Here is a 13,034-nt window from a genome sequence, read left to right on the forward strand (position 1 = left end):
CGTCAAATTCCATGCAACAGAAAGGAGATGCCGCCGAGGCAGATCACGAACAGCGCGAAATCCGCGAGCGGGGGGTGCCACAGGGCGCGGTAGAGGCCCGCCCGCGCCATCAGCCGGCCGAGCAGCGCGCGCGCCACGAGGGCCAGCACCGCGCACAGCAGAAGTTCCGGCACAAACAGGCCGTAAATGTCGATGTCGCCTCTCATGCGGCGGGACTCCAGCAGGCTTCGTCCAGCGGCACCGGCGCGGGCTCAGCCGCATCGGGCGCGAGCGCGCAGCGCAGGCCCACCAGCGCGCCGAGCGCCACCGCGCCCGCGGGGGTGGTGTCGCGCCGGTCGGTGAAGGTGGAAAGGACCCGGTCAATGTCCTCAAGCGGTGGCCGCGTGGCCGACGCCGCGCCACGGCTCCGGAAATGGGCGGCCAGGCGGGACAGCAGGCGCGCCACCGCCTGCCGCCGCAGCGGCGGCAATTGCGGCTCCACGCGCGCCAGATCCGCAATGTTGAGGCCAACCCGCAGATCAAGCAGCGCATTCTCCGGCTTGGGGGCGCCGGCTGGAGGGATGAGAACGTGGCGCTGCACCAGCAGAGCGAACCGGTCCACCAGCCGACGCACCAGCGCCATCCGGTCGCCACCGCCACGCCCCTCGGCAATGGCCGCAAGATCGGCGCTGTTGGCGCGCAGCAGGCGGGCGATGCCGCGTTCCGCGCCCACCGCCGTCAGCATGCCGGCGGTGGAGGCCGCCGCCATCATGCCGATCAGCCCCGCGACATTGCCGTTGACATAAGCCGCCAGGTCCACGCTCAAGCGGGTGTCGAGCATGGTGGCCAGGGGCACGTTCACGCACATCAGAAAGCCGAGCGGCCCCCATTTCGGGGTCGCCATCAGGGCGCCGAACACGAGCAGGAAGGGGGCGCAGAGCGCCACCACCTCCACGAAGCTGTCGGCATAAGGCAGCGCCAGGAACTGCAGCAGCCCCACCGCGACGACCGCATAAAGGCTGTAGCGCGCAAACAGCCGCATCACCGGCACCGGATTGTCCATGACCGCGAACAGGGACAGGAAAATGGCCGCCATCTGGGCTGCGCCCGAGCCCTCATGCCATCCGGTGATGATCCAGAAGGCGCAGCACACCAGGATGCCGGCGCCCGCCGCGACCCCCGCCAGCGCCGCGCTGCGCACATCCACATGCAGCCGCGGATCACCAGAATAGCGCGCCACCATGCCGCGAAAACGCGTCCGCCGGGTGCGGCCATTGGCGATGTCCGCGCGCAGGGACAAGCAATTGTCCCACACAGCGATGAGCTCGGTGAGCCGCGCCAGCAGCGAACCCACCAGCAGGTCCCGCCAGGCCCACCGCTCCGGCCCCTCGCCGCGCAGCGTGGCCGTCAATTCGGCGATGCGGGCCCTGAGCGACACCGCATCGGCGGCGCTCTCGGCCCCGCCTGCGATCCAGGCGGCCACGTCGTCCAGCAGCGTGGTCACCCGCTGATCCAGCGGCCCGTCCCGGCGCAGCACGGACAGGCGATCACCGAGGCTTGAGAGGATGGGTAGCAGCGCGGTCATCTGCTGCTGCAGCTCCCGCGCCTGGCCGGCCACATGGCGCAGCTCCGAAGTGTCGTAGGGCAGATGGGTGGTGAGGGCGAGCAGATCCACCGTATCGGTGGCAAGCTTGCGCCGGTCGCGCTCCGAGGTCCTCGGGTCCGGCCGGCCGGACAGCACGTCGCCCGCCCAGCGGCCGGCATCGCTTACCCATGCATCGAGGCGCGCGGTCATCAGCGGGCCGAGATGGCGGGGCATGATCAGGCGCGCCACTACCGCGGTGCACAATATGCCCACCGTGATCTCTTCCGTGCGCGACAGGGCGGTTTGGAAGACGGCCTCCGGATTGCTGACACTCATGAAGGCGATGATGGCGCAGGTATAGCCGGCGAGCATCGCCACATAGCTGCGCGGGGTCCGATCGAGCAGGCTGATGAACAGGCACAGCCCCACCCAGCAGGCGAGCGCGAGGCACAATAGCTCTGGCACAGCCACCAGATTGGGCACCATCACCACCGCCGCGGCGGCGCCCAGAAAGGTGCCCATCACTCGGAACATGGCCTTGGACGTCACCGCCGCGGCCAGCGGCTGCATCACGATATAGGCCGTGGCCATGGCCCAATAGGGCTTTTCCAGATTGAGCTGGAGCGCGATCCAAAGGGCCACCACGGCGGCCCCGAAGGCCTTCAGGGAGAACAGAATTTCGTTGCGGCCGATGCCGAAGGGAAGCCGGATCACGAGGTGAGCTCCTGCAGCAGCGCCGCCTCCAGCTTGGACAGGCCGCGCACCATGACCGCGAGTTCCTCGTCGGAGAGATCGGCAAAGAACCGGTCGCGCAGCGTGGCCACCGTGGCCTCGATCTGCTCCACCTGCGCCGCCCCGCGCGGGGTGAGGCTGAGCAGCTTGGCCCTCCGGTCAGCAGGATCCTCGCGCCGCGACACCAGCCCTTCGGCCAGCAACGTGTCGACGATGCGCACCAGCGAGGGGCCTTCCAGCCCCAGCTCTTCGGCAATGGCGCCCTGGCGCAGCTCTCCACCCAGGCGGGCCAGCACCAGCAGCGGCAGCGCGGTGGCCTGGGACATGCCCCTTTCCCCCAACGCCTGGTCGATGGCGCGACGCCAATAGCGCGCCACCCGCGCCACCAGCTGACCAAGGATGTGACGTTCAAAGGAAGTAGGCATGCCTTATGTCTAACATCACAATAGATAACATGCAATATATTAAGCCGCAAACCATTACGCGGGGCGCTCCGGCCCCGCAGCCTTGGCCGGCTGAGGGCCGAAAAGGCCAGCCGCGCGGGCAACGCCCGCCGTTGGCACTCCATGATCGCTCATGGCGCGACGCCCGCGCCTCAGCCGCCGCGCCGGCCCTTTTCCCGCCAGGCTTTGGGGGAAACACCAAAGGCGCGCTTGAAGGCGGTGGAGAAATTGGCCGCCGAACCATAGCCCGCCACGAAAGCGGCCTGGGCCACTGTGAGCCCCTCAGCGGCGAGGCCGTCGCGGGCCATCTCCAGCTTGCGGCGGCGGACATATTCGAACACCGTGCTGCCGAACGCGCCGCGAAAGGCCCGCTGGAGCGAATTGATGCTCATGCCCGCCTCGCGGGCGATCTCCTCCAAGCTCATCTCGCGCTGAAGGTGGGCTTCGATGAAGTCGTGTACCGCCCACATGCGCTCACGCTCGCGCGGACGCAGCGCGGCCGGCGCCTCGCCCTCACTACCCGCATCGAGCAGGCCCAAAGCGCCGACCGCGAGCTCCATGGCCCGGCTTTCCGCATAAAGGCCGGCCAGCAGCGGGCCATAGGGAGGCGGCGCCAGGATCTGTTCGGCCAGAGCGGTCATGTGGGCGGAGGGGCGCCAGCGGGCATTGGCCCGGTGGTCGCGGGAGAAGGCCATCACCGCTTGGTGGCGCCGGTCATCATGTTCCTCGCGCTCCAGCCAGCCGGCGGGCAGGAAGACATTCACCTTGCGCACGCGCGCCCCGCGCCGGCCCTGGCGCACGAACAAATCGGGCTCGGCCCGGGCCATCAGCACCCCTTCGGCCCCCTCCGGCGTGCCCAGATGCAGCGGGCGGCCGCCCAGGAAGATGTCCGCCTCCCCCGCCAGGAACACGGAGATGGTGAGTCCCGCCCCATGCACGACGCGGGTGGTGGCATCGTGCAGGTCGGTGGCGTCGGTGGCGTGCAGCACCAGCCCGCTGCGCAGCGAACTGAGCACATAGCGCCCCCGCAGCAATGCGCCATCGGCCCCGAGGCGCGGCGTGACGAGGTGAAACCCCTGCTGCCCCGCGCCGCGGGATAAAGCGGCGATGTCGCGGGAGCGCACCAGGGCGCCACGCGGCGCGCCCTCGGCCGCGTCCGTCGATGGCGGAAGCGCATCGGAATGGGTCATGGATCATGAACAGAGCGCAAGCGGCACGCTGTCAAGCACCAGAAGGCCGATTTAAATTTAGTATTATTCCAGATTAGGCCAATTCTTTGCCCAACCCATACGAAAGACGATGTTCAAACCGTTCCAGGTTTAAACAGATGGGGATTTTGCAAACGAATTATACGATCCCACAAAGGCATTCGTACTGGAGAAGACACGGAGCCGTCCGTTAAGAAAGAACCACCAGCCGGGGCCAGCCACACGCAAGTCAGCGCCACGCCCGGCGCAACTTGAACGATATTCGCCACCTGCGGGGATTTCATGATTGTATTGAAACGCCTGCCCGTGCTGCGGCTTCGCACGGGCCATTTCATGTCGGGCACCCTTTTGTCGGGCACCGCGGCGGCTTTTCTCGCCGCCACCCCGGCCGCCCGCGCCCAGGACGCGGCGGCGCGCGACATCCAGCTGGAGACCGTGCAGGTCCAGCAGGAAAAGAAGCTGCAGGAAGAGGTCTTTACCGAAGGGCTCGACACCTATACGGCGGCCATCACCACCATCGGCGTCGGCACCCCCACCAATGTACGCGAAATCCCCCAATCCATCTCCACGGTAACCAGCCAGCGCATCGCCGACGAGAATTTCAGCGAGCTCGAGGACGCCATGCGCCGGACCACCGGCATGGTGGTGCTCGCCAACGACCAGGGCCGCTCCTCCATCTTCTCCCGCGGCTTTGAGATCGACACCATGCTGGTGAACAACCTGCCGGCGCCGCTCTCCTCCATCCTGGGCACCCAGCCGGACCTGTTCATCTTCGACCGCCTGGACGTGCTGAAGGGCCCAGCCGGCCTCTTTTACGGCGGCTCGGCTGGCAACAATGCGGGCCCGGGCGGCATCGTCAATGGCACGCTGAAGCCCGCGCTCGCCAAGCCCTTCATCAATTCCAACCTCAGCTACGGCTCGTGGGACTTCGTGCGCGCCGAGGTGGATGCGGGCGGCAAGCTGAACGAGGCGGGCACCGTGCGGGCACGCATCGGCGGCGCCTTCCAGGACCGCAACTCATTCGTCGACATCAACGACAACCAGGTGTGGGTGGGCTATGGCGCCCTCGATTTCGACATCACCGAAAACACCACCCTATCGGTCTATGCCTGGCACCAGGAACGGGACATCACGCCCTTCAACGGCCTGCCCGCCATCAATCTGGGCAACGGCACCGGCCAGCTCCTGAACGTACCCCGCTCCACTTTCGTGGGCGCCACCTGGAACCGCTTCAACAATGAAAGCACCGACTATCTGGTGGAGCTGAAGCACGATTTGGACAATGGCGGCGAGGCCAAGGCCTCCCTGCGCTATTCGGATCGCGACATCGACTACAAGTACGCCTATGGCAAGACCGCCGTGAGCACCGCCGCCGCCACCTGGGGCGATATCGGCATGCAATATACGGCGGCGCAGGTCTCCCAGACCACGCTTTCCGGCGATGCCCATATCGCCACGCCCTTCACTTTGTTCGGGCAAGAGCACCAGATCACCGTCGGCGCGGATTTCCAGCTTCTGGACCAGGACCAGTGGGCGCCCACCTCCACCGGCCTGTCCGACATCTACAATGTCTATCTGCCGAACCCCTATGCGGTGGCCGAGCCGCTCACGATCTATAATCGCGAGAGCACCACCGACCCCGATCAATATGGCCTCTACGCCCAGACGCGCATCAACCCGCTCGATCAGGTGCATGTGCTGCTGGGCGGGCGCTTCTCCTGGTATGACGCCAATTCCACGGTGAACACCTTCACCACCTCGGGCCTCACCACCACCAGCTCGGACGTGGATATCGACGGCAAGTTCCTGCCCTATGCGGGCCTCGTCATCGACATGACGAAGGAAATTTCCGTCTATGCCAGCTACAGCGCCACCTTCACACCGCAGACCGAGCTGAACGCCGCCGGCGACGTGATCGACCCGCGCCAGGGCTACCAGTATGAAGGCGGCGTGAAGGGTTCTTTCTTCGACGGCGCGCTCAATGCCTCCGCCGCCATGTTCCTGATCCGTGACGACAATCGCGCCCTCGCCACCAATGTTGCCAATGTCTATGTGGCCTCGGGCGAAGTCGAGGTCTCCGGCTGGGAGGCGGAGGTGAGCGGACGCCTCGCGCCCGGCTGGGACATTTATGCCGGCTATACCTACACCAACACCGAATACCTCACCGCCACCGCCGCCCAGCTCCAGGCCGGCTTCAGCACCTACACGCCGCGGCACAATTACAACCTGTGGACCAAGTATGAGTTCCAGGAGGGCGCCCTGCGCGGCTTCCATGTGGCGGGCGGCCTGAAGATCCTCTCCAGCTTCTACACCCAGTCCGGCAATGTGAAGCTCACGGCAGACGGCTATACCCTGGTGGACCTGCAGGCTGGCTACAAGTTCAACGACAATTGGAAGGCCACCCTCACCGTCACCAACCTGCTGGACGAGGTCTATTACACCCGCATCGGATCTGTCTCGGTGTTCAACTTCTATGGCGAGCCGCGCGGCTATTGGCTCAAGGTGAGCGCGACCTATTGATGATCCGCCCCGCCTCCTCCCTCGCGCACGCCTGCGCCCTTCTGCTCACCCTCGCCGGGTTTCTCGGCGGGGGACGGATGGCGGCCGCCGGCCCCGTCACCCTGCCCGGCACCGAAGAGCGGCTGGTGATCGCGAAGAGCGGCCTTGCCTACCGCATCTTCATCGCTTTGCCCCAGGAGCCACCGCCGCCCGAGGGCTATCCGGTGCTCTATGTGCTGGACGGAAATGCGGTGGCGGGAACGCTGTCCGACTACGCGCGAACCCAGGCCCGCAGCCAGGGCGGGCTGATCCAGCCGGCCGTGCTGGTGGCCGTGGGCTACCCCGGCGACGCGCCCCACAACATGCGTCGGCGCGCACCGGACCTCACCCCGGCCCCCGCCCCTGCCGGCGACCGCTCCACCTATCTGAAGCCCGAGGACACCGGCGCGGCCGACGCCTTCCTGTCCTTCCTGCTGGACGAGCTCAGGCCGTCCATCAACAAGGACTTCGCCGTCAATCCGGCGCGCCAGGGGCTGATGGGCCATTCCTTCGGCGGCCTGTTCACGCTCCATGTGCTGTTCACGCGGCCCGATGCCTTTTCCACCTACATCGCCGCCAGCCCCTCAATCTGGTGGGCCGACAACGCCATCCTGAAAGAGGAGGCGGCCTTCGCCGCGCACCCGCCCGCCGGCAAGCGCCGGCTGCTGCTCACGGTCGGCGGCCAGGAGCAGCAGCTGCATCCCGGGCTGGCCGATCTGCCCGAAGCGGAATCGGTCGCGAGGCGCCTGGCGGACCGCCGCATGGTGGATGCCGCGCGCGAACTCTCCAGCCGGCTCGCAGCCTTGCCCGGGCAGCCGGCGAACGTCACTCTCGAGGTCTTCCCCGGCCAGACCCACGCCTCCGCCGCCCCCCATGCGCTGCTGGCGGGCCTGGAATTCTTTCTCGGCCCTCAGGCCAAGGACGGCGCGCCATGACCGCCCCCCTTCACACGACATCGGCCGCCCCCGCCCGCTATCGGGGCATGCGGGTGCTTGAAGTGCTGCGGGTGGAGGCGGTCACCGCGCACATGCAGCGGGTGGTGCTCGGCGGGCCCGAGATCGCAGGCTTCGGCACCGGCCCCACCATCAAGCTGCTCATCCCGCCGGAGGGACTCGCGGAGCCGGAATGGCCGGTCGAGGGTCCCGATGGCCGCGCCATCTGGCCACCGGAGCCGCGCCGGCCGATTCCGCGCACCTATTCGGTGCGCCGGTTCGAGCCGCAGCGGGGCGAGCTCTGGGTGGATTTCGCGCTGCATGGCCATGACGGCCCGGCCGCGCGCTTCGTGCGGCGGGCGCGGCCCGGAGAGCGGATCGGCGTGGGGGGACCCGGTGGGCGTGTGCTGCCTGCGGCACAGACGGTGCTGCTGGCGGGTGACCTCAGCGGGCTGCCCTCCATCGCCGCGATCCTGGAGCGCCTGCCGCCCACCACCCACGGCTTCGCCTTCCTGGAGGTGCCGGACGCCAGGGATGAACAGGACATCGCCGCCCCGCCGGGCGTGCAGGTGCGCTACCTCCACCGCAACGGCGCGGAGCCCGGAACGACACGTCTGCTGGAAAATGCCGTCCGCGCCACCGACCTTCCCCCGGCCGGCGCCATGGCCGCCTGGGTGGCCGCGGAATCGGGCGCCGCGCGCGCGCTGCGTACTTATCTGCGGGACGAAAGGGGATTACCGCCCCGCGACCTGGTGGCGGTGGGCTATTGGAAGCGCGGCATGAGCGAGCCCGCCTACCATGCCGCGCACGACCATGACCGCGATTCGGACTACCACGAGGCGGCCCGCGAGGCCGGCGCCGCCTGACGCCATGTGGGCAGGAGGCCCCGGCCGGAGCCGGAGCCTGCGCCCTCAATTGTCGTCGGCGTGGGGAACATCGTCCATGGAAACGTTGGAGCAGCTATAGGCCCCCTCGGGCTCATCGAAGCCGGCATGGGTGAGGAAGTCGCAGCGCGAATTTTCCGCCGCCGCCAGCCACGACACCAGCCGGTGGTCGATGCCAGTGGCCATCGCCTCGTCGTCCACGGGCTTGAAGGCGTTGTCGGCGGGCATCTGGGCGCCCGCCTTCTTCGCCGTCTTCAGGTCCGTCACGGCGGGGATCAGGGAGATGGTGTCGGCCGCGTCGGTCGCGGTGATGACCGGTCGCACCGACAGGGTGAACTGGTCCCACCCGCCCCGCGCAAGGCGCGAGGCCTCCGATTCCGCCGTCACACGGGCGGAGAAGACCGGGCCGCCATCGGCGCCCTTGGCCACGCTCACGTCCGCCAGCTTGAACTTGCGGCCGCCGACGGCGCCGCCTTCCGCGCTGCCGCCGGAGTACAGACGATTGAGCATGCCTTCAAGGTAGCTCTTCAGCTTGGCATCGGAGAGCGTGCCGCCATCGCTGATCCTGGCGCGCGGCACCACGGCCAGGGCCATTTCGGTGCAGGCATTGGGCAAGGTCACCGCGGCCACCGCCGGCTCGGCCCGCAGTGCCTTCGCCGTGCTGGCCTCGGCCCCCACGGGCACGGCCACGTCGATGGCGATGTCGTCGCCGTCATAGGCCGCGAGGCGCAGCCGGCTCCACACATCCTTCAGCTTCGCCCTCACCGCCCCATGGGACAGGCTGGTGGCCGACACGTCGAGATCGGCCAGGGCCGCGGGCGGCGTGGCCATGGACTTCAGCGACTGCGAGCGCAGCACCACGGAAAGGCCGCCATAAACCTGCCCGCACCAGTCATCCCCCATGTGCTGCACTGCCAGAGCCGCGCTGGAGAATCCGGCGGCGGGGCGGAAGAAGGAGACCCGGTCCAGATCGCCCACTGCCAGCGTCTCGTCCCACACCTGCTGGATGCCGCGCTCATCCTCGCTGAAGCTCAACGTGTAGGCGTCCGCGCCGCTCCCCACGGTCAGCTTCAGCGTGCCGTCGGCCAGGGTGCCGGTGATGGGCAGAGCGGGGCGCGGATCGCCCGCGGGCGCGGCCAGCGTTCCGGTAACCTTGCCGCCATTGATGTCGAGGGTGGCGATGGCGGCGCGATACGGCTCGAAGAAGGGCAGCCCCAGCGTCATGTACTGTTCCGCGGCACTGGCGCCGGAGCCCGGGGCCGCGATTCCGAGGGCGAGCATGAACGCTCCAAGGCCCAGGCCGTGGGCGCGTGGCGGAAAACGATGGGGCTTGAAGCATCCCGACATGATGAGATTCCTTCCCGGACTCGGGACAGCCGCAGAGCGACCGGGCGCAAGCCGTGGGTCCGCCCGCAGGGCGCGAGTTCCTTCTTCCTGCTAGAAATGGGTTGCGGATGCTTTAATGCACCCGCCTCGCGGGGCTGCCCGCCGGCGCTGTCCGCAGGCGAATTTGCGGCTCATGCCATCCCGCCATTTTCCACCGGCGCCCAGCGTGCGCTCCCGCGCCGAGGTGGCCGGAGCGCGGTACCAGGGGGCAACTCCACCGCCTTTGGTATAAGCTGCCCATCCTTCCGAGATGCCGCGAGCCTTCCCCATGACCGCCTTCGTGAACGCCACCCCGGACACCGCGCCGAGCCTTGTGCCCCGCCCGGCCCACGCCTTTCGCGTCACCACGCCCGACGGGCTTTCCATCAAGGTTCAGGAATGGGGCACGCGTGAGGGGCCGGAGCTGCTGTTCATCCACGGCTTCTCCCATTGCGGCATGGTCTGGATGAACCAGCTGAACGCGCCGGAGCTGGCCCATTGCCGGCTCGTGGCCTACGACTTTCGCGGCCACGGCGCCTCCGACAAACCGTTGGAGCCGGACTATTACAAGGACCAGCAGCGATGGGCCGGGGAGTTGGCCGCCGTGATCGCCCAGAGCGGGCTCAAGCGCCCCATCCTCGTGGGATGGTCCTATGCCGGGCGGATCATCGGCGACTATCTGGCCGCGCACGGCAGTTCCGCCCTCGGCGGCATCGTGTTCGTGGATGCGGCCACCGCCAATGCCCGGGAATTCTACGGCACCTGCAATCGCCTGATGCGGCGCATGTGCTCACCCGATCTCGCCGAGAATATCGCCGCCACCCGCACCTTCGTGCGCCGCTGCTTCGCCGGCGCGCAGCCCCAGGACCTAGTCGAAACCCTCATCGGCTTCAACATGGTGGTGCCCGCCGAAGTGCGCGCCGCCCTGTTCGACCGGGCCGCGGAATATGAGGATGTACTGCGCGGCCTCTCGCTGCCGGTCCTGGTGGCCCAGGGCGAGCGGGACGAGGTGGTGGCCCCCGCCATGGCCCGCCATATCGCCGCGACTGTGCCCGGCGCCCGCCTTGCCCTTTATCCGGAAGCAGGCCATGCCCCGTTCCTGGAAGCGAGCGCGGCCTTCAATGCCGACCTCGCCTCCTTCGTTCACGTCGTCGGGCGCTGAGCGCCACCTGAGGCTGAACCCCGCTGCGGCGCAACGAAAGCGTGGCTTTGGGAACGCACGACCGAAAAAAGTATGCCGCACCCCGCTGCAGCGGGAACCCAAGGGCCACAAAGCGGTTGCGGTCATGTCCGTTTGTGGCGAAAAAATGGATGCCGCTGGTGCGGGGCGGCGCGTATCGCATGCGTTGTTATCCACCGGTCCAGTATGTCCCCGACTGAGACCGACGACACGAGACCGAGCGCCATGATGCACTTCAAAGCCCTCGCCGCCGCAGCGATCGCGGCCGCACTGGTATCGGCGGGCCCGGCACGGGCCAATGATCGCATTGAACTTTTCCCGTTCGCGAAGCTGTTCCTCGCCACGCCGTCTGACGTGGGCGTGGTGAGCAGCTCCTCGCCCATTCCGCGCCAGATGGTGGCCTTCGACTCCAAGTACAGGCCGGGCACCATCGTCATCCGGACCTCGGAGCGGCGGCTTTACTATGTGACCTCGCCTGGACACGCCATCCGCTATGGCGTGGGCGTGGGCCGCGACGGCTTCCAGTGGTCGGGCGTGAAGACGGTGAGCGCAAAGCGCGAGTGGCCCGGCTGGACCCCGCCCGCGCAGATGCTGAAGCGCCGCCCGGACCTTCCGCGCTACATGCCCGGCGGCATCGACAATCCGCTCGGCGCGCGCGCCATGTATCTGGGATCGAGCCTCTACCGCATCCACGGCTCCAACGAGCCGGAAACCATCGGCCAAGCGGTGTCATCAGGCTGCATCCGCATGACCAATGACGATGTGGTGGACCTTTATAACCGCGTGCGCGTGGGCGCCACGGTCTACGTGCAGCGCTGAGGCGTGGGCTTCGGCCCGGCCCCGTTGCCGCGCAAGCCAAGGGGCGGCACCCCCTCAGAACACACAAAAGCCCGGGCTGAGCCCGGGCTTTTTGATGTGGGGACGACAGAGATCGGCCCCTTCCCCAACAAGGTCGTCCCTCCGCGCATCAAAGACATGCGGCGGAGGAACGAAGTCCTCGTTACCCTGAAAGCGGAGTACATCCGTCCGTCTTCCATGGCGCCCCCGGACCACATTTGCGATCCGACGGGCTTTCAACCAGGACAAATCCTATATGGGCACGGCATGAGGGCTTTTCAAGGGGCGGGAGACAGGCGCCCGCCCCGAGAACACGCCCAGTCAGTTCGCCCCGGACGCCTTCTTCACAAAGGTCCCGTCGAACGTCTTGCCGAGATCGATGTTCGCGGCCTTCAGCTCCGGGTCGAACTCCACCAGCATGCCCAGCGCGGTCTTGCGCGCGCTCTCGGGAATGAGGCCGGTGATGGAATACATGGGCATGGAGTTCTTCACGGCCGCCTCATACAGCGCCGTGTCGCCCAGCAGGTATTCCTGCGGCACCACGGCGGCCACATCGGCCGGGCTCGCGGTGTGCAGCCACTTCAGGGCCTTGTAAAAGGCGTTCACCAGCTTCTGCGTGGTGACCGGATTCTGGGCAGTGAAGTCCCGCTTCAGGTAGAGCACGGCCGCCGGGTTGGGCCCGCCGAAAATCTTGTCACTTCCTTCTTCGGTCCGGCTGTCGGCCAGGATGATGACGTCGCCGTCGCTCTCCAGCTTGGTGATGACGGGGTCGAGGTTGGACATGGCCTCGATACCGCCATGCTTCATCTGCGCAACCGAGGAGGCGCCGCCACCGACCCCCACGAAGGACACGTCCTCCGGCTTCAAGCCGTCCTTCGCCAGCAGGAAATTGACGAAGAAGTTGGTGGAGGAACCGGGGGCGGTGACGCCCACCTTCTTGCCCTTCAGATCCTTCACGCTCTTGATACCGGTGTCCTTGCCCGCCACCAGCACGATGCCGGGGAAGCGGCCGAGCTCGATCACCGAAACGATGTCCTGGCCCTTGGCCTGCATGCGGATGGTGTGCTCATAGGCACCCGTCACCGCATCCACCGATCCGCCGATGAGGGCCTGAAGCGACTTCGCGCCGCCACCAAAATCATTGATGGTGACGTCGAGCCCCTCGTCCTTGAAGTAGCCCTTCCGCTCCGCAATGGTCAGCGGCAAATAATACAGCAGCGGCTTGCCACCAACGCCGATGGTGACCTGCGGCTTCTCCGCCTGCTGGGCGGCCGCCGGCCCGGTCACCACCGCGGCAAGGCCGGCCAGCGCGAGCGCGCCTGCGGCGAGGGTCTTCAACATTCCCATTGTC

The 13,034-nt window shown here is 67.5% G+C and carries 11 protein-coding genes; 5 read left to right on the plus strand and 6 right to left on the minus strand.

What is annotated here, in order from left to right; all coding sequences use genetic code 11:
• Positions 1-2: 2 nt before the first annotated feature.
• From L0966_RS15940 to L0966_RS15955, 4 genes are all read right to left on the minus strand, one after another.
• Entirely contained in the window at positions 3-206 is a 204-nt protein-coding gene (locus tag L0966_RS15940; RefSeq protein ID WP_234052950.1) for a DUF1656 domain-containing protein, read from the minus strand.
• Positions 203-2,278, minus strand: coding sequence for an FUSC family protein (locus L0966_RS15945; protein WP_234052951.1), 2,076 nt, complete (start codon positions 2,276-2,278; stop codon positions 203-205). The genes L0966_RS15940 and L0966_RS15945 overlap by 4 nt, the downstream gene beginning before the upstream one ends.
• Entirely contained in the window at positions 2,275-2,721 is a 447-nt protein-coding gene (locus L0966_RS15950) for a MarR family winged helix-turn-helix transcriptional regulator (protein WP_234052952.1), read from the minus strand. Before L0966_RS15950 ends, L0966_RS15945 begins: the two co-directional genes overlap by 4 nt.
• Before the next feature lie 170 nt (positions 2,722-2,891).
• A complete protein-coding gene (locus tag L0966_RS15955; RefSeq protein WP_234052953.1) occupies positions 2,892-3,929 on the minus strand; it encodes an AraC family transcriptional regulator in 1,038 nt (345 codons plus the stop codon).
• A gap of 300 nt (positions 3,930-4,229) precedes the next feature.
• Here L0966_RS15955 and L0966_RS15960 point away from each other — a divergent pair, with 300 nt between their 5' ends.
• The 3 genes from L0966_RS15960 to L0966_RS15970 are packed head-to-tail and all read left to right on the plus strand — an operon-like array spanning position 4,230 to position 8,283.
• On the plus strand, positions 4,230-6,467 hold the full coding sequence (locus L0966_RS15960) for a TonB-dependent siderophore receptor (protein ID WP_234052954.1): 2,238 nt from the start codon (positions 4,230-4,232) through the stop codon (positions 6,465-6,467).
• Positions 6,467-7,420 carry an alpha/beta hydrolase gene (locus L0966_RS15965; RefSeq protein WP_234052955.1) on the plus strand — a complete coding sequence of 318 codons (954 nt, stop codon included), beginning with the start codon at positions 6,467-6,469 and terminating at the stop codon, positions 7,418-7,420. The genes L0966_RS15960 and L0966_RS15965 overlap by 1 nt, the downstream gene beginning before the upstream one ends.
• On the plus strand, positions 7,417-8,283 hold the full coding sequence (locus tag L0966_RS15970) for a siderophore-interacting protein (protein ID WP_234052956.1): 867 nt from the start codon (positions 7,417-7,419) through the stop codon (positions 8,281-8,283). Before L0966_RS15965 ends, L0966_RS15970 begins: the two co-directional genes overlap by 4 nt.
• A 45-nt stretch (positions 8,284-8,328) precedes the next feature.
• Here L0966_RS15970 and L0966_RS15975 read toward each other — a convergent pair whose 3' ends face one another.
• The gene (locus tag L0966_RS15975) at positions 8,329-9,582 is read right to left on the minus strand and encodes a hypothetical protein (protein ID WP_234052957.1); all 1,254 of its coding nucleotides are present in this window, start codon (positions 9,580-9,582) and stop codon (positions 8,329-8,331) included.
• A 373-nt stretch (positions 9,583-9,955) separates the two neighbouring features.
• Between L0966_RS15975 and L0966_RS15980 the strand changes: the two genes are divergently transcribed.
• Together L0966_RS15980 and L0966_RS15985 are read left to right on the plus strand one after the other, a co-directional pair.
• A complete protein-coding gene (locus L0966_RS15980) occupies positions 9,956-10,828 on the plus strand; it encodes an alpha/beta fold hydrolase (RefSeq protein WP_234052958.1) in 873 nt (290 codons plus the stop codon).
• Between the two features lie 243 nt (positions 10,829-11,071).
• Positions 11,072-11,665: a L,D-transpeptidase gene (locus L0966_RS15985; protein WP_234052959.1), complete on the plus strand. Its 594-nt coding sequence runs from the start codon at positions 11,072-11,074 to the stop codon at positions 11,663-11,665.
• 339 nt (positions 11,666-12,004) lie between these two features.
• Here L0966_RS15985 and L0966_RS15990 read toward each other — a convergent pair whose 3' ends face one another.
• Positions 12,005-13,030, minus strand: coding sequence for an ABC transporter substrate-binding protein (locus tag L0966_RS15990; protein ID WP_234052960.1), 1,026 nt, complete (start codon positions 13,028-13,030; stop codon positions 12,005-12,007).
• Between the last annotated feature and the right edge of the window lie 4 nt (positions 13,031-13,034).

It is taken from the genome of Xanthobacter sp. NM-59, from assembly GCF_021401125.1.
Lineage (GTDB): Bacteria > Pseudomonadota > Alphaproteobacteria > Rhizobiales > Xanthobacteraceae > Xanthobacter.